The organism is Synechococcus sp. CS-197, assembly GCF_025128215.1.
GTDB lineage: Bacteria > Cyanobacteriota > Cyanobacteriia > PCC-6307 > Cyanobiaceae > Synechococcus_C.
Window position 1 is genome coordinate 115,786 of sequence record NZ_JAHLZC010000021.1, and the last position, 21,380, is coordinate 137,165.

Below are 21,380 nucleotides of genomic sequence, written 5' to 3' on the forward strand. Positions count from 1 at the left end.
GGGCGCTTCCACTGCATGTTGCGCCGGCCCTTAGGCTGTGGGTATGGCTTTCGTCCCCCTTCACAACCACAGCGATTACAGCCTTCTTGATGGTGCATCCCAGCTGCCCCAGATGGTTGAGCGCGCCAAGGCGTTGGGCATGCCGGCACTGGCCCTAACGGATCACGGTGTGATGTACGGGGCCGTGGAGCTCCTGAAGCTTTGCAAGGGCGCGGGAATCAAGCCCATCATCGGCAATGAGATGTATGTCATCAATGGCTCCATTGATGACCCCCAACCCAAAAAGGAGCGGCGCTACCACCTGGTTGTGCTGGCGAAGAATGCCGTTGGTTATCGGAATCTCGTCAAGCTCACCAGCATCAGTCACCTGCGCGGCATGCGTGGTCGGGGGATTTTTTCGCGCGCCTGCATCGACAAGCACCTTCTTCAGCAACACAGTGAAGGCCTGATCGTGGCCACCGCTTGTTTGGGTGGTGAGATTCCTCAAGCGATCATGCGCGAGAGGCCCGATGTGGCCAGGGATGTGGCCCGTTGGTATCAGGAGGTGTTCGGCGACGACTTCTATCTCGAGATTCAGGATCACGGCTCTCCAGAAGACCGCATCGTGAATGTGGAGATCGTCAAGATTGCCCAGGAACTGGGAATTCAGCTGGTCGCCACCAACGATGCCCACTACCTGACCAGCAACGACGTGGAAGCCCACGACGCCCTTCTCTGCGTGCTCACGGGCAAATTGATCAGCGACGAGAAACGCCTCCGTTACACCGGAACTGAATACCTCAAGAGTGAAGAGGAGATGGGTCGGTTGTTCGCCGATCACCTCGATCCTGCTGTGGTGCAGCAGGCCATTGCCAACACGGTGTCCGTCGCTGAAAAAGTTGAGGATTACGACATTCTCGGCCGCTACCAGATGCCCCGCTTCCCGATTCCGGAGGGGCATACGCCAGTCACCTACCTTCGCGAGGTCACCGAGCAGGGTCTGCGCGATCGGCTTGGACTGTCAGCTGACGGGACGATCGAGGCGACCTATGCCGATCGTCTCTCCCATGAGCTTCAGATCATGGAGCAGATGGGATTTCCCACCTACTTCCTGGTGGTGTGGGACTACATCCGTTTCGCCCGCGAGCAGGGGATTCCTGTTGGACCAGGCCGCGGCTCTGCAGCGGGTTCACTGGTGGCCTACGCCCTTGGGATCACCAATATCGACCCGGTGAGCAATGGCTTGCTGTTTGAGCGTTTCTTGAACCCTGAACGCAAGTCGATGCCTGATATCGACACCGACTTCTGCATCGAACGCCGGGGCGAGGTGATCGATTACGTCACGCGCCGTTACGGCGAGGAGAAGGTGGCACAGATCATCACCTTCAACCGGATGACGTCGAAAGCCGTTCTCAAGGATGTGGCCAGGGTGCTGGATATTCCTTACGGCGATGCCGACCGGCTGGCCAAGCTCATCCCTGTGGTGCGCGGCAAGCCAGCCAAGCTCAAGGCCATGATCGGCGATGAGTCACCGAACCCCGATTTCAAGGAGAAGTACGACAAGGATCCTGTCGTACAACGCTGGGTTGATATGGCGATGCGCATCGAGGGCACCAACAAGACCTTCGGTGTGCACGCTGCCGGTGTGGTGATTGCCGCGGATCCCCTCGACGAGTTGGTCCCCCTGCAGCGCAACAACGATGGTCAGGTGATCACCCAGTACTTCATGGAGGATGTGGAGTCGATGGGCCTCCTGAAGATGGATTTTCTGGGGCTCAAAAACCTCACGATGATCGACAAGACCCTTGAACTTGTCGCTCAGAGCAGTGGGGAGCGGATTGATCCCGACCAACTCCCTCCCCAGGATCAAGGCACCTTCGATCTTCTGGCCCGGGGTGACCTGGAAGGCATCTTCCAGCTGGAATCGACCGGGATGCGCCAGATCGTTCGCGATCTCAAGCCATCGTCGCTGGAGGATATTTCCTCAATCCTGGCTCTGTATCGACCTGGACCTCTCGATGCCGGTCTGATTCCCAAGTTCATCAACCGGAAGCACGGCCGGGAGGCGATTGACTTCGCCCACAGCACCCTGGAGCCGATTCTCAGCGAAACCTACGGAATCATGGTGTACCAGGAGCAGATCATGCGGATCGCGCAGGATCTTGCTGGTTACTCCCTCGGGGAAGCTGACTTGCTGCGCCGGGCCATGGGTAAGAAAAAGGTGTCTGAGATGCAGAAACATCGGGGCATTTTCGTGAAAGGTGCTTCCGAGCGCGGCGTCGACGAGAAGGTTGCCGATGAACTCTTCGACCAGATGGTGCTCTTCGCCGAGTACTGCTTCAACAAAAGCCACTCCACGGCGTATGGGGCTGTGACGTATCAGACCGCATACCTCAAAGCGCACTATCCCGTGGCCTACATGGCTGCGTTGCTCACGGTTAACGCCGGCGCCAGTGACAAGGTTCAGCGTTATATCTCCAACTGCAACGCCATGGGCATCGAGGTGATGCCTCCGGATGTCAACGCGTCAGGCACCGACTTCACCCCCCGCGATCAGCGCATCCTGTTCGGTCTCTCGGCAGTGCGCAATCTCGGTGATGGCGCCATCCGCGCCCTGATTCGTTCCAGGGAAGCGGATGGGCCCTTCGAATCCCTCGCCGATCTATGCGATCGCGTTCCCTCCAGTGTGATCAATCGCCGCAGCCTCGAATCCTTGATTCACTGCGGTGCCATGGATGCGCTTGAGCCAGAGGCCAACCGCGCCCAGTTGATCGCCGATCTTGATCTACTGCTGGATTGGGCGACGTCCCGCGCTCGCGACCGCGCCAGTGGTCAGGGCAATCTCTTTGATCTGATGGCAGGTGCTGCCGGCGGCGAGGCTGATGCCCCCACGGATCTGAGCCTGGCGCCCAAAGCTGCACCGGTGAAGGACTATCACCCCAGTGAAAAGCTCAAGCTTGAGAAGGATCTGGTGGGCTTCTACCTCTCAGACCATCCGCTCAAGCAGCTCACCCCTCCGGCCCGACTGCTCGCTCCGATCGGGCTTGGTGGTTTGGAAGAGCAAGCGGATAAGGCCAAGGTGAGCGCGATTGCCATGGTGAGCGAGATGCGCCAGGTCACCACCCGAAAGGGAGACCGCATGGCGGTGCTTCAGTTGGAAGATCTCACAGGGTCTTGTGAGGCGGTGGTTTTTCCCAAGAGCTACGCCCGGCTTGCGGATCATCTGCTCGCTGAGGCCCGTCTCTTGGTGTGGGCCGCTGTGGATCGCCGCGATGAGCGTGTTCAGCTGATTGTGGATGACTGCCGCGCCATCGATCACCTGCGCCTGTTGATGGTGGAACTGGACGCCGATCAGGCCAGTGATGTGGCGGTTCAACACAAGCTGAGGGAATGCCTCCAGGCGTATCGCCCCGAACAGGATGAACTCGGCGTGCGCGTGCCGGTGGTGGCCGCCGTGCGACGGGGTTCTGATGTTCGGTATGTGCGCCTTGGGCCCCAATTCTGCGTTCGTGATGCCGCTGCGGCGCAGAAGCATCTACTCGAGAGCTCCTTCAGGGTCAGTTGTAGTGACCCGTTACTGGTTTGAACACTCTGATTTCGTCCCCTACTGAGCGTCTGATTTCAGTTGAGCGTCTGAGTTCAGCTCTGCTTCTGCGCGCGGATTGAACTGCGCATTCTCTGCAGGTTGGGTTTGATGTGTTCGAGGCCCAGAAGCGTTCCGGGTTGGGGTTCCCAGCTCGCTGACAAAACCCCGTAGCTCAGTCCAACCAGGCCCAGAAGGAAAAACAAGCCTGAGGTGAGCAGCGTTATTCCAGGCGGGATGTCCAGAATTCCGCGACTCACCAGCAGATAGCTCCCCACAAACACGCCCATGCCCATCAAAGAGGGCAATCCGGTGGCGATGGCCACCCTGCGGGCCATGCGGTTGGCCACATCCTTGGGAATCGGCTGACTCGCCGAAGCGCTCCGTTCCGATCGCCGCGGTTCAAAAGGCAGGGGATCGCGTCGTTCGGCCATGGCTCAGAAAAAACTGGAACCGCGGATCAGCCGCGGATGCCCAGTTTGGCGATCAAATCGCTGTAACGCTTCTCGCTTTTGCCTCGCACGTAGCCCAGCAGGCGCTTGCGCCGGCCGATCATCTTCAGAAGTCCCTGACGGGAGGAGAAGTCGTGGATGTTTTGCTGCAGGTGGCTGCTGAGCTTCGAGATGCGCTCAGTGAGCATGGCCACCTGAACCTCGGCCGATCCTGTGTCGGTGGCGTGGGTCTGATGAGCGTTGATCAGTTCTTGCTTTTCGGTGGTATCGAGCGACATGCGCGGCGTCTGGCCCTGACAGTGCAAACAAACAATTTACTCTGCCGCCGGGCCCTAGGCCGATTGGCTTAACCACTTCAGGCTGGCCCGCAGCCAGGCGTCGCCGTCATCCTCCGCCGGAACGTCAGGACCTGAGGCCACCGCCCGCATGGCCCTGCGGATTTCAAGATCCTCATAACCCAGGGTCTCCAGCGTGATCTGCAGGTCCCGCAGGCATGGTTCGCCGAGGGGAATCGCCTTCACGTCGCTGCGGTCCACCAAAGAAAGGCTCGGTTCTTGCAACGGTGCCCAGTTGCCAAGGCGATCACGCAGTTCCACCGCGATCCGCTCAGCGGTGCGTTTGCCCACACCTTGCGCCTGGGTGAGGCGTTTCAGGTCGCCATCAACGATGGCAGCCACGAGCTCGTGAACCCGGCAGCAATCGAGCAGGGCCAGAGCCATCTGGGGACCAACCCCATTGACGCCAATGAGCGTTCGGAACAGATCGCGCTCCTGTTGATCGCAGAATCCAAACAGCGTGGATCCATCGTCCCGCTGCACTTGGTGCACCCAGAGCGTGCAGGCGCTGCCAGTGCCTTGCCCGTTCTGATCCCGGGACGTGAGCTGCACTTCGTAGCCCACCCCGCCACAGGCGACCACCACGCCCCTGCGCCCGCCCTGCTCCCAGCTCTGGATTCGTTCTCCCTGCAACCAGCCGATCATGGGAGAGTTCCTGTTGAAGCCATGCTGCCTGATCTGTCGAGCCTGTCCTCCATGCACGTGCCGTTTCGTCGCTGGCTCCAGAGCGCGGTTTCAGTGCTGCTTTGTTTCGCGCTCAGCGCAGGCCTGTCGGCATGCGTTGCTTCCGATCAGCCTCCGCGCTCCGTTCTGCTCAGTGCCCTGAGCCAGCAGATTCAGCTCACGCAAACCTCGATCGCCCGCTCCCTGGATCTGGATGCCGCTGGCGTTCCCGAGGTCAGCCGGGTTCGGCTGGAAGATCAGGACGCGATCCGCATCGGTGAGCAGAAAGGCATGCACCTCACCGGGCGCTTTGACTGGCGTCTGCCTGGTGATGCCGTGAAGGTCGACAGTGCATTTGAGCTGTATCTCGAACGGGGTGAACGGGGTGAAAGCTGGCGCCTGGCGATTCCCAGCGGCTCAGACGATGGGGCATCGCAGGCCTGGGTCACCTACCCCCTCGCCATCGACTGACGGGCACTCAAGCTGATCAGCGTGGCTCCAAGAACGCAGAGCGCACCAACAATCACAGTTCCGGTAACCGGCTCTGCGAAGAAGAGCACACCCCAGAGGGTGGCAAACACCACTTGGACGTAATTGATCGATGTGGCGCGCGCTGCCGGGAGTGCGGCCAGACCCTGGGTGAGCCAGACCTGCCCCACCTGCGTTAACAAACCAACCCCGATGAGCCAAACCCAGTCCATGGCACTCGGGAGAACCAGCTGGTTCACGAGAAGCGGCAGCGTGGCGGGCACAGACACCAGGGGGAAATAAAAAACGATCACCAGCGGATGCTCTCTGGCCGACAGTTGGCGCACGCTCACGTAGGCCAAGGCCGTCATCAGGGCTCCGCCCAGTCCGATCAGCGCAGCCATGGCCGGCAGTCCTGCCACCGACTGCCCCATCCATTCGGGTTGGACCACCAGGACCACTCCGATGAGGCCGAGCACGATGGCCAAGCCGATGCGTTTGCGGATCGGTTCCTTGAGCAGCGCCCAGGCTGAGAGTGCTGTCAGCGTGGGGTAGGTGTACTGAATGAGCGTCGCTGCCGCGAGGGGCAAGCTGGCCAAGGCCTGGAAGAAGAGCAGCAATGCAATGGTGCCGAGCGCCCCGCGCACCAGGAGAAGTCCTTTCTGATGGCCCCAGGGGGAAATGTTCACTTGCGCCAGCATCGTGAGGGTGATCGCGATGCTGATCAGTGATCGGATCAACACAATCTCCGCCACGGGCAAACGGCCGCCGAGGTGCTTGACGCACACCGTCATCAGGCTGAAGGCCAGTGCTGCACCCAGCAGATAGGTGCAGGCTCTCCACTCCTGGGGCGACTGCGTTCCGCGGATCGCTGCCAACAGGCTCCGCATCAACACGTCCGCCATCACTGCAACAACCTTGCCACCCCTCGCGTCGACCGGTGTGAGGCGGATGTCTCGTCGCCAGCGCCTGGGTCTTTCACAATGGGTCCATGGTTAGTGCCCGCCTGCATCCCCGAACCATTGAGGCCGTCAAGGAGCGGGCCGACATCGTGGATGTGGTGGGTGAGCACGTGGTGCTCAAAAAAAAGGGCAGGGAGTTTGTGGGGATCTGCCCCTTCCACGACGACAGCAAGCCGTCGATGACGGTGTCGCCAGCCAAGCAGTTCTATTACTGCTTCTCCTGCGGTGCCGGCGGCAACTCCATCAAATTCCTGATGGAGTTTCAACGCCAGAGCTTCAGCGAAGTGGTGCTGGATCTGGCCCGCCGCTATCAATTGCCTGTGGAGACCGTGGACGGTCCCCAGCAGGAGCGGCTGAAACAACAGCTGTCGCGACGGGACACGTTGCATCGCGTGCTGGCGCTGGCGGCGGGTTGGTTTCGTAGCCAGTTGAAGGTCGCCTCCGGCGCCGAGGCGCTGCGTTACCTCCAGGACAAGCGTGGGCTCAGTGACGCCACCCTTGAGCAGTTTGAACTGGGCTATGCGCCTGATCAGTGGGACGGCCTGCTGAAGCACCTCCAGCAGGTGGAGGGATTGGATCCTCAGCATCTCGAGGCCGCAGGTCTGGTGGTGCCCAGGAAGGGCGGCAATGGTTTTTATGACCGCTTCAGGCATCGGGTGATGGTGCCGATCAAAGATCGTCAGGGGCGCGTGATCGGTTTCGGCGGCCGCAGCCTTGATGGCACCGAACCCAAATACCTCAACTCCCCCGAAACGGAGGTGTTTGAGAAGGGCAAGCACCTCTTTGGCCTTGATCGGGCGGCTTCAGCGATCCGCAAGGACGATCGTGCCGTTGTGGTGGAGGGGTATTTCGATGTGATCGCCCTGCACGCCGCCGGCGTGACCAATGCTGTGGCTTCTCTGGGCACGGCTCTGAGCAGCCAGCAGATCACGCAGTTGTGCCGCTGCTGCGATGGCAAGCGCATCGTGCTCAACTTCGATGCTGATGGTGCCGGTGTTCGCGCCGCCAATCGCGCCATCGGCGAAGTGGAACAACTGGCCCTTCAGGGGCAGCTTGAGCTGCGCGTGCTTCACCTGCCTTCCGGGAAGGATCCCGATGAATTCCTCAAGGACCATGGCGCCGGCGACTACCGGGCTCTCCTTGACCAAGCGCCTCTCTGGCTCGACTGGCAGATCGAGCAGGTGCTGGAGGGGCGTGATCTCAGCAAGGCCGATCAGTTCCAGCGCTCCGTTTCGGCCCTTGTGGAACTGCTGGGCAAGTTGCCTCAGTCGGCGATTCGCACCCACTACATCCAGCAAGTGTCCGAGCGCCTCAGCGGCGGCCAGGGGCGCTTGGCTCTTCAGTTGGAAGAGGATCTGCGCCAGCAGGTGCAGGGCCAGCGCTGGCATGGGCGTTCAGCCCGTCATGAGAAGTCAGGGGAAGCCAGTCAGCGAGAGCGTTGTGAAGCGGAAATCCTGCGGCTCTACCTGCATTGCCCCTCCTACCGCGGTGCGATCCGCCAGGAGCTGCGCAAGCGTGAACTCGAGGATTTCGCCCTGCAGCATCACCGTCTGCTCTGGTCGTGCCTCACGGAGTTGGAAGAGGGAAACCTTGGCAGTGTGCGCCTCGAAGCGATCAGCCGCGGCGACGATCGCGGCGATGAATTGGCTGATCTGGATCTGCCCCGCCTGCTCACCGATCAACTGCTTTTGGAGAACAGCACCCTGGTGACACGCCTCACCCCCTTGCTGGAACCCGGTGAGCTTCAGAAAGTGGCGCTGTCTCGGCCGATGGAACAGCTGCGGGGAACGGCCGCCATGCTTGAGCGTCAGAAAAGCAACAAGCGCTGCCGCCACCTGCTTGAGGCCTGGGCCGGGCAGCGGCTGCAGACGCTGGAACGTTGCATCGCCGTGCTGATCGATGAGGAGCGTGAGCAGCAGCAGCCCCAAACCGAGGACATGGAACAGCGCATTCAAGCCATGTTCGACGACCTCAATGCCGAAGCCTTGCGGTTCCAGGAGCTGTACTACAGCGAACGCCGCCACATCCTGCATCTGGATCAACAGCGCTGCGCTGGTTACGGCGACGGCGTGGCTCCTGCGGCCACGGATCCATCGGCCATGAGCGCCTGATCCAGCCGGCTTCTGCAGAGTCGTTGCAGCAGGGGCATGGCCTCATCTGGCCACTGTCCTGTTCGCAGCAGCGCCTCCAGCTCCCGTGCTCGCTCGAGCACCATCTGGCAGGCCGCACCCCGATCGTTGGGCTGCAGCTGCGACACGTACACGTGCGCCCTGGCCTGATCATCGGGCGTGCCGTCTGCCGATAAACCAAGCGCCAGCTGAAAGAGTTCGGCATCAAAGGTTCCAAGGGCAGCCAGCATGCCGAGGGCATCAGCGATCAGTTCGTCGTACAAGTTGATGCGCATCTCACCCACCAGTCGCCTGCAGGCGATGTGCGCCAGCTCGTGTTCGCGCCTCCACTGCTGGGATTGGTTCAGCCAACGCTCGTGGTCGGGACGGCCAGGACTGCGTTCTGCCGGAATTGAGGCGTAGGGCGCCCGATGCAGCAGCAGGATCTGGCACCGCGTCTTGGCACTGAGATCGCGGATGAGTCCCCAGTGAATCAAGCCGCTGATGGCCTGAGCATGCACCGTGGACAGCACGGGCCTGTCTTCGCAGCGATAGGCAAGACAGCGCACAATCAGCACGAAATCGTCGTGATCCTTCAGGGTGAGCACGGGGACCGCGCCGGTCGGATGCTCGGCGATCTCCAGCATCAAGCCATCGGGATCCTTCAAGACGGGGGCCTGATTCATGTCCTCGGCGAGAGGTGCAGCCCCCTGCAGCACCAACCGTTTGTAGGCCTCTCCTTCTCGCACGCCTGTGCCGGGTTGGAGCAGAAGCTGGGGCAGCTCAAGACGCAGCCGGTTCCACACCTCGGCGGTTGGTGTTGTCTCGAGCCAGCGTCTCCACCAGAGCTCCCGTTCCTCAGCAGGCAGCGGCAGTGCAGGCCAAGGTGCCTCAGCCCCCTTGAACGGCCGGCAGTACTCATCGAGTGTCTGCATTGGGCGATTGCACTTCTCCTCGGTGGTTAGCAAGAGATCGGTTCATGTGGGGACCCCGGCGTCAGCGACAATCCCATCGAACTCCTCAAAGCCTGATGGGTGTTTTCGAGCGCTTTCTCAGTCTGTGGGTCGCCCTGGCGATCATCGCCGGTGTCGCCCTCGGTGCAGCGGTTCCGGCCTTGCCGGAGGCGATCGCATCGCTTGAAGTGGCAGGGATCAATCTCCCGATTGCCCTGCTGATCTGGGGAATGATCTACCCGATGATGCTGGCGGTGGATTTCTCCGCAATTGGAGGCCTCAGCCGTCAACCGCGCGGGTTGCTCATCACCGTTGCGGTGAACTGGCTGATCAAGCCCCTCACGATGACGGCGTTGGCCTGGCTGTTCATCCGCGGCCTTTTCTCTGCCTGGATTCCAGCTGAACTCGGCGATCAGTACGTGGCCGGCATGATCCTGCTTGGTGTGGCCCCCTGCACCGCCATGGTGTTCGTTTGGAGTCGTCTCAGTGATGGAGACGCCAATTACACCTTGGTGCAGGTGGCGGTGAACGACCTGATCATGGTGTTTGCCTTTGCACCCATTGCCGCCTTGCTGCTTGGCGTGAGTGAGGTTCTTGTTCCATGGGACACCCTGATTGCGGCGGTTGGATTGTTTGTTGTGGTTCCGTTGGCGGCCGGCTGGCTGACTCGGGTTTTTCTGAACAACACAACGCGCATCAGCAGACTGGAGCAGCGCTTGAAACCGCTCACAGTGGTGTGCCTCATCGGCACGGTGCTGCTGTTGTTCATGGTGCAGGCGGGATCGATCCTGGCGGACCCCCTGGCGATCGCGTTGATCGCCGTGCCCCTGATCGTGCAGACCTATCTGATCTTCTGGATCACGGCGCAGTGGATGCGTCTCTGGGGGCAGCCGCGCGTTATTGCCGCACCGGGCGCCATGATCGGCGCCTCGAATTTCTTTGAGCTGGCTGTTGCCGTTGCGATCAGTCTGTTCGGTTTGCAGTCCGGTGCTGCTTTAGCCACTGTGGTGGGCGTGCTGGTGGAAGTGCCGGTCATGCTGTCGTTGGTGGCGATCGCTAACCGCAACCGTCGTCTGTTTCCTGTTTGAGATGTCTGAATTTTTTGAGGCGATTTGGCACGGGGAGGGCATCGGTGATGGTGGTGACCTCGAGGAAGCCCTTCAGGCTTATGTGGCGGTGAAGCCCGACGACAACGACTGGATCAAGGCCTGTGCCGCCGAAGGTGCCGAGCCCCGCATCGAGCGTTTTGCATCGTTCGATGCCTACCTCGACAACAACGATGCCCTGGAAACCATTCCGGTGACGGCGCAGATGATTGTGGTGGCCATTGAGCAATTACCGGTCTGATGACGGGATCGTCCATTGATTTCAGTGCCTGTGAACCTGTGAATGGTCTCTGGCCTTCGCTGGTGGAGCGCTTGGGCCTCGAGAGGGCGCAGCGGGCTGCGCGGCAGGCTCTCGATCTGCAGCAGATGTCGGGCCATGGCGGCACGCTGCCGGTGCTGTTCTGCGAAACCTGTGGACTGGCGCTCGCCAGTACCGATCTGCTGAGGGAGCAGACAGGGCTCAACGCCCATGGGGAGCGCATGGTGCTCTTGTACAGCAGCCGCTCCCAGGAAGTGCAGTTGCTGCAGCACGCTTGAGCTCAATCCAGCTTGACCCCCAGCTGCATGGAAACGCTGTTGTTGATTGTTGGACTCTGCAGTTCGTTGTAGATCGTCTGGCCATTCAGTGACGTGAATAGCCGTTGATTCCCCATGGGAAAGATCTTCAGGGCAACCGAAAAGGTGTTGTTCGTGGCGATGCCATTGACGTAGGCGCCTGTGTAGCTGTTGGTCACCGTGATGCTGGCGAGCGAGCTTGGTTTCCATTCCAGCTCTGCTCTGGCGGTTCCTGCCGCAAAGGCTTGTCCGCAGACTGGATCCGCTTCACAGCCTGGCCCTCCCCAGATCTGCTGAATGGAGGGGCCCAAAGAGACATTCAGGGTTGTGGTTTTGTTCTTGATCAGGTCGTAGCCCAAGCCAGCGGACCCCACAAACACGTCGGTTCCGATGGTGTTGAGCGTGTCGTAATTGAAGTTGGTGGCTGCGTAGGCATTCAGGCGACCCCCCAGCCTGCGCGTGTAGCGCAGTTCGCCATTGCCTTCGTTGGTGTCTGTTGTTGAGGCGGTTTCTCCTTGATCGCGCGACACTTCATAGGTCGCACGTCCTTTCAAGGCCACCTTGTCAGCGCCCTCGCTGTAGCTGGTGTCGAGCTGAAAGGTTCCACCAGCAGAGAGGTCATCGTCTGTGTTGTTGGCAGAGAGTCCTCCGGACACACTCAGCTTCCATGGTTTTGCTGGTGGTTGAGGGATCAGGGCCGTGGCAGGGATCCGTAAGCGACCGAGCACCGGATGCAGAAGAATCGTGACGGCCTCTGTGCTCTCGTCGGGAACCAGCACGCCCTTCAGCGTGTCGCCGTTCTTCAGTTTGAGCGTGATCTGCTGCGCGCTGGCCGCTGGCGCAGCAATCACTGGAGCCGCAACGACTTGTTGACCAACCAGAAGCAGCGCTGCAGTGAATAACCGTTGGCGCAGCACTCTCTTACCTAAATTTGCGAGTGCCGATCCTGTCACAACACAGCTGTTCTGCTGTGTTTTCTGATGCCTGACGATCCCCGCCGAGACCGTTCACCCGCTGATGACGGCCTCTACCTCGTTCCCTACTGGGTGCAAGGTGGACGCTTGTGGACCTTGATCCTGGCTGTGCTTGTTGGCGGAGGCGTGATCTTGCCGGTTTCAGCAGCCTGGTTCGGGCGTCGTGCGTTCTCCAAGGGTTTTGGCTACGGAGCGGCGGCCAGCTTCTGTTCGTTGGTCAGAGACGACAAGGTGCTGTCCCCTGAGGCAGCAGCGTCCCAACTGCAGGCGCTGAAGGCCAGCTTCGCCAGAACCGGCGCGATCGATGACCGTCGTTTTCAAGCTGGAGTCAGCGAGGTCGTCACCTCCCTTGGTGATTGCGCGTTTCTTTCCCCGCGCTGACATCCGGTTCAGGCTTGCACGATCGGCACATCGCTCAGGCGGGTGGTGGCAGCGCGGCCAAGCTGCCCACGCCGCATCGCCCAGCTCGGATGCAGGCCGCAGGCGGCCCACTGAATGGTTCCCCGCCCATGCCGCTGGTTGAGCTGATCGATGGTGCGCATCAGCACCTCCCGGCGTGCCTGATCCACCGCGTTGCAGGGCACCAGCAGGTGGTGTTGCAGTTGCTCGGTGCCCTGCAGGTGCTGCATGAGAACTCCAGCTTTCGCCAGTTGCCGATGGGGTTGAAAGATGCGCTCCACCAGGGGAAGGGCTGCCTGCAGCAGCACCTGGGTGTCGTTGCTTGGCAGGTCGAGCGAGGTGCTGGCGCTGCGGCTGTAGAAGGCGGGCACGAACGGACTGGTGCGGGTGTACACACTCAGGGCCGCGGCCCGTTGATTCTGCCGGCGTAGTTTCTCGGCTGCTCGCACCACATAGGTGGCCACGGCTTCGCGCAGCTCGTTCACACAGGTGACCGGTCGACTGAAGCTGCGGCTGACGCAGGTTTCCTGTTTGGGTGCCGGGGTGAGATCGAGGGGGAGGCAGGCGTGACCCTGCAGTTCCCGTTGCAGGCGCAGCCCCACCACACCGGCTTTGGCCCGCAGCGGGCCGCTGGCCATGTCGCGCAGCTCCCGCGCATTGCGGACGCCCCGCAGGCGACACCAGTGGGCCAGCTTGCGGCCGATTCCCCACACATCCTCAATGGCGATCGTCTCCAGCCAGTGATCCCGGTCGTCGCAGTCGCCGAGATCGAACAAGCCGGCATGGCTGGCCTCCACCTTCGCCAGGCGGTTCGCGAGCTTCGCTTGGCCTTTGCTCGCTCCCAGTCCGATGGCGATCGGCAGCCCCAGATTGCGCCGTGCCAGGGCTCGCATGCGTCGGCCCCAGGGGCGTAGATCGCCAGTCGCAGGACGGCTGATGCGCGCGAAGGCCTCATCGATGGAATACACCTCGAGCTCTTCCACCTGGCTTTCCAGCAGGCTCATCAGCCGCTGGCTCATGTCGGCATAGAGGGCGTAGTTGGAGCTGCGCACCACGACGCCCTGGGCCTCCAGGGTCTGTTTCGCCTTGAAGTAAGGGGTGCCCATGGCGATGCCGAGGGCCCGGGCTTCGGCGCTGCGGGCCACGATGCAGCCGTCGTTGTTGGACAGCACGACGACGGGGCGTCCCAGCAGGGATGGATCGAGGCTCTGTTCACAGGAGGCATAGAAATTGTTGGCGTCGATCAGGGCGGTGACCCGGCTCATGGTGTTTAGAGGGGGTGAATCACATGGATCGCCACCCCCCAGATCTGCACATCACCGCAGCGGTGCAGATCGAGGGGTGGATAGTCGGGATTGGCGGCCTCCAGTCGCAGCTGGCCGCGATGGCGTGCCAGGCGTTTGAGTGTGAAACCGCCATCCAGCACGGCCACCACGACCCGACCCGGCCTGGGGTCGAGGCTGCGGTCCACCACCAGCAGGTCGCCGTCGTGAATCCCGGCACCGGTCATGGAATCGCCGCTCACGCGTAGAAAGAACGTGCTGGTGGGATGGCGGATCAGCTGGTCGTTGAGATCAATTCCCACCTCCACGTAATCGTCCGCGGGGGAGGGAAAGCCTGCGGCCACGCGCTCGCCGGCCAAGGGCAGGTGAAGCGGAGGGCGCTGGCAGCGCAGGGGCAGCGGGACTGGGCTGAAGGAGTGATCGATCGCCACAAAGAGGCAACGAGCAAAGCAGACATCCAGGCTAGTACAGATGTTCTAATTGTCTGGGTTTGGGTGCTGCTCCAGGTTCTGGCGGATGCATGCAGCAAGCCCGGCAGCGATCAGTGCCTGAGCTTGCGCATCGAAGTGAACACCGTCCAGAGGCGAGGGCTTGGCCACGGGCTGCACGTCGAAGCAGCTCACCCCAAGTTCAGCGGCCAGTCGGTGGTAATGCTCGGCCACGTCCTTGGATTTCAGTGCAGCGCCCTCGAATCCCCAGGCCAGCGACTGGCTGGTGATCAGCACAGCCGGTGGCGTCATCAGGATGATCTGCGGTGCCATGTCTTCTTGAAGGCGGGGACCGCAGTTCAGGGCCCGGCGGGTGTCGTGAATCAGGATGCGAGCACCTGCCGCGATCTGAGCGGCGGAGAGATTGAGGTAGCCCTTGCAGTCGTTGCATCCCAGGGCGAGGATCACGACATCGATCGGTTTGTGGCTGTGTAGAGCCGTCATCAAGTCGGCCCTTCCGTTGCAGCTGTAGTCGCCTCCATAGTTCGCGGCTCCGATGGGATCGTCATGCAGCCAGGTACGGGAATTGAGTCCCTCCTCGACGGTTCGCCAGGGGAGTGCAGGCTTGGTTCGGTTCAGAGCATGCTCCAGCTGATTCGGCCATCGCGTTGACTGCGGAAAACGCCCGCTGCCATCCGGGTTGAATCCCCAGGTGTTGGAGTCGCCAAAGCAAAGGACGGTTCGGGGGTCCTGGAGGGTCGTTGGCATCGATGGCGCGGACGCACGTGCTTTCAGTTCAGCGACGGCTGGGGTGGAGTGCCAACGCAGTTCCGATCAGTGAGGATGCCCGCACTGCATGCGCTCCAATGGCTGAAACTCCCTACCTCGTGGCTCTGGCTCTGATCGACCAGGGAGGAGCGCGAGCGCTTCCCCTTGCGGGGCGTTCTCTCAAGGCCGAGGAAGCCAGTGCTGATCAGCCAACGCAAGCAGCCCATGGCCTGGCTCTGGAGCTGTTGCTGCGTGTCTGGCAACGCAGTGACGACGGCGTTCTGAAGCGAGCCTGCGGAGACGAGAGTCTGCTGCTGGTGGAGCTGGCGATGGAGCGACTGCCCGAGGACCTTCCAGCGTTGAAAGCAGCCTGGTTGAACAGCGGCGATCGCGAGGCTTTCTGCACAGGATTGCGGGCGATGTGCGGACGCGCCTGGACGATGAGCATCGCCAAATTTCAGCCGGTGACCCTCACGCCCTGGAAGGTCTGAGTCGATCATGACCTCCTCTCGGGCCCCATCCACGCTGGTGCAGCTGCTGATGGAGGTGTTGCAGATTCGACAGACCACAGGCTCTAATTCGGCAGACTGATCACAACAGGTGCAGTTCCATGGCCGATCAGATGGGTGCTGATCCCTGCGTGACACCCGAGCAGATCATGGGAGCGTCTCAGCAGAGCGCTGGAGGGCATCGCAAAGGAACCACCTCAGCGTTTTTTCTGAATGCGGACTGGGCGCTGCGCCAGCCGCAACGCACGGAGCATGACCGCCTACAGGCTGCTGCCTGTGAACGGATGCTGCGCCGCCAGATGGTCGACATCGTGCGTTCCAACGGCGTGGGTGATCTGTTCGAGTGGCGTGATCAGGACATCGCCGAAATCTGCCGTCAGGAGCTCGAGCAGCGTGGCGGGGAAGCGGTGCAAGCCTTCGATGCTGACAATCGGGCGGCACTCGCCGCCGGTGAAGTGTGTGGATTCACCGGTGAAGATCTCCTGCCAGGGGATCAGGATTACGGCGCTTCAGCTGCCGCCACTGAGGTCAGCACCCACCGCTGTGATGCCTTGCTGCTCAAGCATCTGGAGCGCCAGAAAGGAGTGAGAAAGGGAACGTTCGGGGCGTTCTGCGCCAACTACCGCTTGGCGCGGCAGCATCCCAACCCGGCGGGTTCCGCCGCTGCGGCCATGATGCGCGAGCTGTTGCCCCATGTTCGCCAGCTGGGGTATCTGCAGTGGTGGCGCTGCCGGGATGCCTGGGCAGACGCGTTGACTGCGGACGCTTGAGCTGCAGTCCACTCAAGCCCGGTGATACGGGCTCCCCTGCAGGATCGCCTGAGCCCGGAACAGCTGCTCGAGCAGCAGCAGCCGGGCCAGTTCATGGGGAAAGGTCATCGGTGAGAGGCTCAGTTGCCAGCGGGCGGCAGCTTTGAGCTCATCGGTGAGTCCATCGGCGCCGCCGATCACAAAGGCCAGGCGTTCATTGCCCAGACGCTCGAGCCGTTGTGCGAAGGGAATGGAGGCCAGCGGCGTGCCCTGCTCCATCAACATCACCGGGAGTTCATCGGATCGCAGAGCGGCACGGATCGCCTCCGCCTCCTTCTCTCTGCTGCTGTCCTTGAGTTCCACTACGGTGAGCCCAGGGAGTCGTTTGAGGTAGAGCTCCACCCCTTCCTGCACCCAACCCTTGCGCACCTTGCCAACAGCGATGATTCGGCAGCGGGAGACGTTCATGCCGCCACGTCGAGAATCCAGGTGTCCTTGAGGCTGCCGCCGCGGTTCAGATTCACGATCGAAGAGCCAGGAGGTGCCACGCGGGTGAGTGCTCCTGGAAGCACCTGGGGCGTGTCTCCGAGCAATGAGACGGGCCGAAGATCAACGGCGCAGGGCTGGAGCCGTTCCCCAACCAACGTCGGCAGGGTGTGCAGCACCTGCGCTGGTTGGGCGATGAAACGCTCAGGTTGGGCCTGCAGAGAGGCGGTCATCGCATTGCATTCAGCTGCGGAGGCGGTTGGACCATGGAGCATGTCGAGTCCCCCGGCACCATCCACCGGCTTCACCACCAACTGATTGAGATGCTGAAGCACATGCTCCAGTTCTTTGGGATCTCGGCAACTGAACGTAGGCACCTGCTCGATCAGAGCCTCTTCACCGAGGTAGTAGCGGATCATGGCGCCAACGTGTCGATACAGGGCCTTGTCGCTGCCGATCCCGGCCCCGGGGAGATTGGCGATCTGCACGTTTCCCTCTGCGGCCACCCGTTTCAGACCTGGCACGCCAAGCCAGGTACTGGATCCGTCGGGCTCCATGCCGATGCGATCCTCGTTGCGGCGATAGATCACATCCACCGGCAGCTTCTGTTCGTGTTGAAGGAGCAACACCTGGTTTTGATCGCAATGCAGATCCTCTGGGCGCGCCAGGGCAATCCCCATCGCTGCAGCTAGAAAGCGGTGCTCACTGATCTCGGTGCTCACGGTGCTGGGGGTGAGCAACACGATCAGCGGATCATCCTGGTGAGGGCAGAGCTGATGCAGCGCAGCGCGCAGCTGCTGCAGACCCTCCTGAACTGGACGCGGTTGATGCGCTGTGTTCTTCGCGAGTCCGGCCGCCCAGGAAGCCTCTCGGATGCTCGCGGCGTAGCCATGGCCTCCGACCCGGCGGAGGTTGTCTTCCAGAACCCGCCAGCCCTGTTGGCTGCCACCGATCAAATCCAACCCGTTGATCAGACACCAGCAATGGTCGGGAGCAAAGAGACCGTGCAGGTCTGGCTGCCAGAGCGGTGACTCTTCAATCTCCTGCCTGGAGATGACGCCGTCCCGGAGGATCAGCTGGCGGCTGTACACGTCAGCCACAAAGCAATTAATCGCCTGGTGACGCTGCGAAATGCCTGCGCAGAGTCCGTCCCAGTCCGCTCCATGAATCACCCTGGGCCAGGGGTCATAAGGAACCACACGGTTCTGGATCTGCACCCCATGCCTGGCGAGGTGGTCATGGCCAGACGCCTGAAGTTCCTGCCATTCCTTCAATGCGATCTGCTGGAGGGGAGTGTGGATGGCCTCAGCCGGCGTCATCGTCTTCGAGCAGGAGCTGCCCGAAGGCCACATACAGGCTTTCCTCTTCGCTGCCGGGTGCCACGGCGGGCCGTTGCGGGCGGGTGTTTTTTCCGGGGCCGGCGTTGCGGGTCGGCGTTGGAGCCAGCGGGAAACTCGCCTCTTGGCGGGAGGGGCTCTGCGCTGGACCCCGCGGTTGTTGCCGCCGTTCCGCTTCAGCTTTGTTTTCGGCTTGGCGAAGGCGATCCATCAGGTGCTCGGGGACCGAGCCATCGGCGCTGACCTTCATCAGCTCATGGAACAGAGCCTGGGGGTTCTCTTCGGTTTCCACCTTGTGACGCCGCTCGCTGGCGCGAGGGGAATCTCTGGTCTTTTCTGTCGGGGTCGGCAGCGCTTGCGGCAATTCCCGCCCCAGTTGTTTCAGCCGTTCGAGGCTGCGCGGGTCAAAGCTCATCAGCAGCCCAGGGTGTCGCGGGTGTCCCGTCCAGTCACGGGGTTGGTGCCCTCTGCCGCTGCACAAAGGGTTTTGAGCACATCACCACGCAAGGGCACGTTCGTGAAGTCAGCGCCGCTGATCGTCACGTCGATGAAACGGGTGTTGAACGCGAAGGCGTCTTCCAGAACGGCATCGGTGAGATCCGTCCCGTTGAGCACAGCGGAATCCAGCGTGGCGTCGCGGAGATTGGTGCGGCTGAGATTGGCGTCCTGCAGCTTGGCGCCGTACAAGCTGGCCCCTTGCAGGTCACTGCCCGAAAGGTCAGCCTCGCGCAGGTTGGTGAGGTTGAAGGTCACCCCCTGCATGTCCCGGTTGGAGAAATCAGCTCCGATCAGCACCTGTTTGGCGTAATCCATCGCTGCCTCAGCGGAGGGAAGCAGGAGGCCGAACACCAGCCACAAGGCAAGCAGTGGAGCCAGCAGACGGCGTTGCATGAGTCAGAAAAGGGCTCTGCATCAGCCTAAGCGGCCTGAGGCGTGGAGCCTTCACGCCCTGATGACTTTTTCAATGCGGTCAAGCCGCTCCTCGCGGGATTCCCAAAGTTCGATCAGTTGCGGTGCGTTCAGCGAGGGCATCACATTGAATCACTGGTCGCGGTAGATCTGTTTGAAAATGGCATCAACCTCACTGCGGTAGGGCAGGTCAATAGGGCGAATTCCATCGTCTTCCATCTCCACAGGCCATTGGTCGCTGATGGGGATGAAAACGATTAGATCCAGGTTCTGAAGTGTGTTTCTCACCCTGGGAACCATGGCTTCAACGAATGCATCGTTGATGTCAGTGGTGCCGTAGTCGGCGGTGTGTTGCGAGTATGCGATGTAATCCACTGGCGCGCGATCGAAGATCACGCATTCGTCGCTGGATTGATAGGCATTCACTCGGCTGGCGTTGTAATACATCTGAATGCCGTTATGCAGGCAATTGCATTCCTGGCGAAATTGGATGTCATAGCCCTCGTTGTGAAGCGCTCGAAAGGGCTCCTCCTCGCGCATGTAGTGAGGATGCCGTTTCACCCAATCCCAAACCAATGTGCTTTTTCCCTGGGAATGGGCTCCGCTGATCGCGATTCGCACGTGCATTGGCTGCTTTTGCGCTCTTCTAGCGCTGAATCGAAGATGCGGCCGCTCGGCCTCTTTGGGTTGGAGCCGGCTTTTCAGAGGCTCATGACCGGGTGCTTGGCCCAATCAGCGTCTGCATCTCCAGAGGCCCGTCATCGAAGAAGGAACTCGGTGGTGGGAATGATGTTAACAACGAGGAATAAGTCTGGATGCTGTGCTAGCTAGGCGGTGTATGGAGAGATGCTTGACAATAATGCCGCAAGACACTAAAAGTGAGAATAGATTCAGGCTTTCAATGTCACTCGATCAATTCAAAGCTTTTTTGGAGGCTGTTGTCGCAGACTCAACTCTTCATCAGAAGATGGACGCTGCTACCAGCGAAGAAGATGTCGTGGCCATTGCTTGTTCGTCTGGCTTTGAAGTCACAATTGAAGACCTGAAAAGCGGACAGACTCCTGCGGGTGAGGAGCTTTCCGATGACGAAATGCTGAATGCTGCAGGCGGGGCTGGAAGTAATGAATGGAATTGGAAAACGCAAACTGGCGCAGTTGCAGTTTTGTACGGCACGCCTGGAGTTGTTCCGCCAAGTATTTATAAATGATCATTTTCGATAAAGCATATTGTTCCTAGCCGAAATTGGCTTTGCATATGTATGAAATGGATTTGATATAGTTTTTATTGGCTGAAGATGATTGGAAATTTATGCTCTTTATGCTTTATATTTTTAACTCTGTGCTTGCATTGCCAAGCAAAATGTTTGTCGTTTTTTAGGGCAGCTAATGCACGTTGCTTACGGTTCATCTGCCGAGTTGGGGATCTCAAGAAGCCAGCTACAGCAAAAATTCATCTTCGGTATAGCTGAGTTTTTGCTGTCTCAGCAAATGCCCCTTGCGCTTCGTGCCAACGACTCCAATGCTTTCAAGGCTTGACTGTCTCTTGGAATCGAATGGCTTGGAGAGCCTGCTGTTGTTGGGCTGATGCTTGATGGGCTGAACCCAATCCCCGCGACAGACGAAGCAGATAGGCTGGTCGGTTGGCGCCTGGGGGTAAGCCTCTAGGCCAGCTGGGGGAGTCAGACGGCTGAAATCGGGAAAATAAATAGCTCAGTTTGCCGATGTGCGATTCGGCGGTTTTTGCCACTTTGAACAAACCGAGACATAACCCCATGCAGTTCACAGTGGTCATCGTGGATGCTGCGGCAACTCAGCCCGTCACCACACTCCAAGCAGATAACAAAGAGCAGGGGTGGGAAAAGCGGAGGAGCTATACCCCTTCGCTGACCTCGCCTTGGTTGCTCTCTAAGAGGATTGAGTCATCTGTCGCTGCTACCGCTTATTGCGCCATGCCAGCCTGAGGATGTGACCCGTGATTGGGAATCCACAAGGAAGAAGTCCCACCAGGGCAAGCAAAATAGAGGCTTCTAGATAACAGTTGCCGATGAAGCCCTTGCTGCAGCTCCAGCTGGAAAATAAATCGCCATATAGGTCAAAAGACATGACCAAAACAGCACTCCCCAGAACTATATGGGTAATGACTGCAGCAGATCCGCCGATCTTGGAGGATTGAGTAAGAGAATTACGACTCCAAATAAGAGCAAAAATAAAAAGCCCCAATGCCACACCAAGGGCCGGGAGAAACAATATGATCATCTATTTGGCAACACTCTGGTATCACCCAATTTTAGTTCATTATCAATAAATCTGGAAGCCGCTCTGCCCGATGGAGTAAGGCAGTCATCCTTTCGCCAGTGTCACGCACGCCTAGCCAA

Annotated in this window: 25 protein-coding genes; 10 read left to right on the forward strand and 15 right to left on the reverse strand. The window is 60.3% G+C overall.

The features are described from left to right. The first annotated feature begins 43 nt into the window (after window positions 1-43). Window positions 44-3,565 (forward strand): DNA polymerase III subunit alpha, encoded by a 3,522-nt coding sequence (locus KQ296_RS10990; RefSeq protein ID WP_011932975.1) that lies wholly within the window; start codon window positions 44-46, stop codon window positions 3,563-3,565. 53 nt (window positions 3,566-3,618) lie between these two features. On the opposite strand, the gene KQ296_RS10995 is transcribed toward KQ296_RS10990, so the two are convergent. From KQ296_RS10995 to ruvA, 3 genes are read right to left on the reverse strand one after another with little or no spacing between them, the layout of a single operon-like run. Next, complete coding sequence (locus KQ296_RS10995; RefSeq protein ID WP_011932976.1) at window positions 3,619-3,996, reverse strand: PAM68 family protein; 378 nt, start codon at window positions 3,994-3,996, stop codon at window positions 3,619-3,621. Between the two features lie 26 nt (window positions 3,997-4,022). Further along, a complete protein-coding gene (gene rpsO, locus KQ296_RS11000) occupies window positions 4,023-4,292 on the reverse strand; it encodes a 30S ribosomal protein S15 (protein WP_011932977.1) in 270 nt (89 codons plus the stop codon). A gap of 54 nt (window positions 4,293-4,346) precedes the next feature. Then, entirely contained in the window at window positions 4,347-4,994 is a 648-nt protein-coding gene (gene ruvA, locus KQ296_RS11005; RefSeq protein WP_011932978.1) for a Holliday junction branch migration protein RuvA, read from the reverse strand. Window positions 4,995-5,015: 21 nt separating this feature from the next. On the opposite strand from ruvA, the gene KQ296_RS11010 reads away from it, so the two are divergent. Further along, the gene (locus tag KQ296_RS11010) at window positions 5,016-5,483 is read left to right on the forward strand and encodes a hypothetical protein (protein ID WP_011932979.1); all 468 of its coding nucleotides are present in this window, start codon (window positions 5,016-5,018) and stop codon (window positions 5,481-5,483) included. On the opposite strand, the gene KQ296_RS11015 is transcribed toward KQ296_RS11010, so the two are convergent. Beyond that, a complete protein-coding gene (locus tag KQ296_RS11015) occupies window positions 5,462-6,385 on the reverse strand; it encodes a DMT family transporter (RefSeq protein WP_011932980.1) in 924 nt (307 codons plus the stop codon). The genes KQ296_RS11010 and KQ296_RS11015 overlap by 22 nt on opposite strands. Before the next feature lie 86 nt (window positions 6,386-6,471). Between KQ296_RS11015 and dnaG the strand changes: the two genes are divergently transcribed. Continuing rightward, the gene (gene dnaG / locus KQ296_RS11020) at window positions 6,472-8,553 is read left to right on the forward strand and encodes a DNA primase (RefSeq protein WP_011932981.1); all 2,082 of its coding nucleotides are present in this window, start codon (window positions 6,472-6,474) and stop codon (window positions 8,551-8,553) included. Here dnaG and KQ296_RS11025 read toward each other — a convergent pair. Then, entirely contained in the window at window positions 8,499-9,485 is a 987-nt protein-coding gene (locus tag KQ296_RS11025) for a DUF7005 family protein (protein ID WP_011932982.1), read from the reverse strand. The two genes, dnaG and KQ296_RS11025, sit on opposite strands and share 55 nt — an antisense overlap. Before the next feature lie 95 nt (window positions 9,486-9,580). On the opposite strand from KQ296_RS11025, the gene arsB reads away from it, so the two are divergent. Genes arsB through KQ296_RS11040 form a run of 3 tightly spaced genes read left to right on the forward strand, consistent with a single transcriptional unit; the run spans window position 9,581 to window position 11,146 of the window. Continuing rightward, entirely contained in the window at window positions 9,581-10,591 is a 1,011-nt protein-coding gene (gene arsB / locus KQ296_RS11030) for an ACR3 family arsenite efflux transporter (RefSeq protein WP_011932983.1), read from the forward strand. 1 nt (window position 10,592) lies between these two features. Beyond that, window positions 10,593-10,850 carry a hypothetical protein gene (locus KQ296_RS11035; RefSeq protein ID WP_011932984.1) on the forward strand — a complete coding sequence of 86 codons (258 nt, stop codon included), beginning with the start codon at window positions 10,593-10,595 and terminating at the stop codon, window positions 10,848-10,850. Beyond that, on the forward strand, window positions 10,850-11,146 hold the full coding sequence (locus KQ296_RS11040) for a hypothetical protein (RefSeq protein ID WP_011932985.1): 297 nt from the start codon (window positions 10,850-10,852) through the stop codon (window positions 11,144-11,146). Before KQ296_RS11035 ends, KQ296_RS11040 begins: the two co-directional genes overlap by 1 nt. A 2-nt stretch (window positions 11,147-11,148) precedes the next feature. On the opposite strand, the gene KQ296_RS11045 is transcribed toward KQ296_RS11040, so the two are convergent. Then, entirely contained in the window at window positions 11,149-12,081 is a 933-nt protein-coding gene (locus tag KQ296_RS11045; protein WP_041428469.1) for a DUF481 domain-containing protein, read from the reverse strand. 63 nt (window positions 12,082-12,144) lie between these two features. Here KQ296_RS11045 and KQ296_RS11050 point away from each other — a divergent pair, with 63 nt between their 5' ends. Further along, complete coding sequence (locus KQ296_RS11050; RefSeq protein ID WP_011932987.1) at window positions 12,145-12,519, forward strand: hypothetical protein; 375 nt, start codon at window positions 12,145-12,147, stop codon at window positions 12,517-12,519. 8 nt (window positions 12,520-12,527) lie between these two features. Here KQ296_RS11050 and KQ296_RS11055 read toward each other — a convergent pair whose 3' ends face one another. From KQ296_RS11055 to KQ296_RS11065, 3 genes are read right to left on the reverse strand one after another with little or no spacing between them, the layout of a single operon-like run. Next, window positions 12,528-13,802 (reverse strand): Y-family DNA polymerase, encoded by a 1,275-nt coding sequence (locus tag KQ296_RS11055; protein WP_011932988.1) that lies wholly within the window; start codon window positions 13,800-13,802, stop codon window positions 12,528-12,530. 5 nt (window positions 13,803-13,807) lie between these two features. After that, window positions 13,808-14,251 carry a LexA family transcriptional regulator gene (locus KQ296_RS11060; RefSeq protein WP_011932989.1) on the reverse strand — a complete coding sequence of 148 codons (444 nt, stop codon included), beginning with the start codon at window positions 14,249-14,251 and terminating at the stop codon, window positions 13,808-13,810. 45 nt (window positions 14,252-14,296) lie between these two features. Beyond that, entirely contained in the window at window positions 14,297-15,016 is a 720-nt protein-coding gene (locus KQ296_RS11065; protein WP_011932990.1) for an SGNH/GDSL hydrolase family protein, read from the reverse strand. A gap of 98 nt (window positions 15,017-15,114) precedes the next feature. Here KQ296_RS11065 and KQ296_RS11070 point away from each other — a divergent pair, with 98 nt between their 5' ends. Together KQ296_RS11070 and KQ296_RS11075 are read left to right on the forward strand one after the other, a co-directional pair. Next, entirely contained in the window at window positions 15,115-15,507 is a 393-nt protein-coding gene (locus KQ296_RS11070) for a hypothetical protein (RefSeq protein WP_011932991.1), read from the forward strand. Window positions 15,508-15,626: 119 nt separating this feature from the next. Then, window positions 15,627-16,295, forward strand: a complete 669-nt coding sequence (locus KQ296_RS11075) for a hypothetical protein (RefSeq protein WP_011932992.1) — start codon at window positions 15,627-15,629, stop codon at window positions 16,293-16,295. Between the two features lie 12 nt (window positions 16,296-16,307). Here the strand turns inward: KQ296_RS11075 and KQ296_RS11080 are convergent, their stop codons facing one another. The 5 genes from KQ296_RS11080 to KQ296_RS11100 all read right to left on the reverse strand — a co-directional run bounded on the left by KQ296_RS11080 (window position 16,308) and on the right by KQ296_RS11100 (window position 19,633). Next, the gene (locus KQ296_RS11080) at window positions 16,308-16,742 is read right to left on the reverse strand and encodes a 23S rRNA (pseudouridine(1915)-N(3))-methyltransferase RlmH (RefSeq protein ID WP_011932993.1); all 435 of its coding nucleotides are present in this window, start codon (window positions 16,740-16,742) and stop codon (window positions 16,308-16,310) included. Continuing rightward, window positions 16,739-18,079, reverse strand: a complete 1,341-nt coding sequence (locus KQ296_RS11085; protein ID WP_011932994.1) for a circularly permuted type 2 ATP-grasp protein — start codon at window positions 18,077-18,079, stop codon at window positions 16,739-16,741. Before KQ296_RS11085 ends, KQ296_RS11080 begins: the two co-directional genes overlap by 4 nt. After that, complete coding sequence (locus KQ296_RS11090; protein ID WP_011932995.1) at window positions 18,066-18,512, reverse strand: hypothetical protein; 447 nt, start codon at window positions 18,510-18,512, stop codon at window positions 18,066-18,068. Before KQ296_RS11090 ends, KQ296_RS11085 begins: the two co-directional genes overlap by 14 nt. Further along, the gene (locus KQ296_RS11095; protein WP_011932996.1) at window positions 18,512-18,988 is read right to left on the reverse strand and encodes a pentapeptide repeat-containing protein; all 477 of its coding nucleotides are present in this window, start codon (window positions 18,986-18,988) and stop codon (window positions 18,512-18,514) included. Before KQ296_RS11095 ends, KQ296_RS11090 begins: the two co-directional genes overlap by 1 nt. Window positions 18,989-19,138: 150 nt before the next feature. Continuing rightward, window positions 19,139-19,633, reverse strand: coding sequence for an AAA family ATPase (locus tag KQ296_RS11100; protein ID WP_011932997.1), 495 nt, complete (start codon window positions 19,631-19,633; stop codon window positions 19,139-19,141). A 232-nt stretch (window positions 19,634-19,865) separates the two neighbouring features. On the opposite strand from KQ296_RS11100, the gene KQ296_RS11105 reads away from it, so the two are divergent. Continuing rightward, on the forward strand, window positions 19,866-20,213 hold the full coding sequence (locus KQ296_RS11105; RefSeq protein WP_259726495.1) for a Nif11-like leader peptide family natural product precursor: 348 nt from the start codon (window positions 19,866-19,868) through the stop codon (window positions 20,211-20,213). 724 nt (window positions 20,214-20,937) lie between these two features. On the opposite strand, the gene KQ296_RS11110 is transcribed toward KQ296_RS11105, so the two are convergent. Then, on the reverse strand, window positions 20,938-21,261 hold the full coding sequence (locus KQ296_RS11110; protein ID WP_011933000.1) for a hypothetical protein: 324 nt from the start codon (window positions 21,259-21,261) through the stop codon (window positions 20,938-20,940). Between the last annotated feature and the right edge of the window lie 119 nt (window positions 21,262-21,380).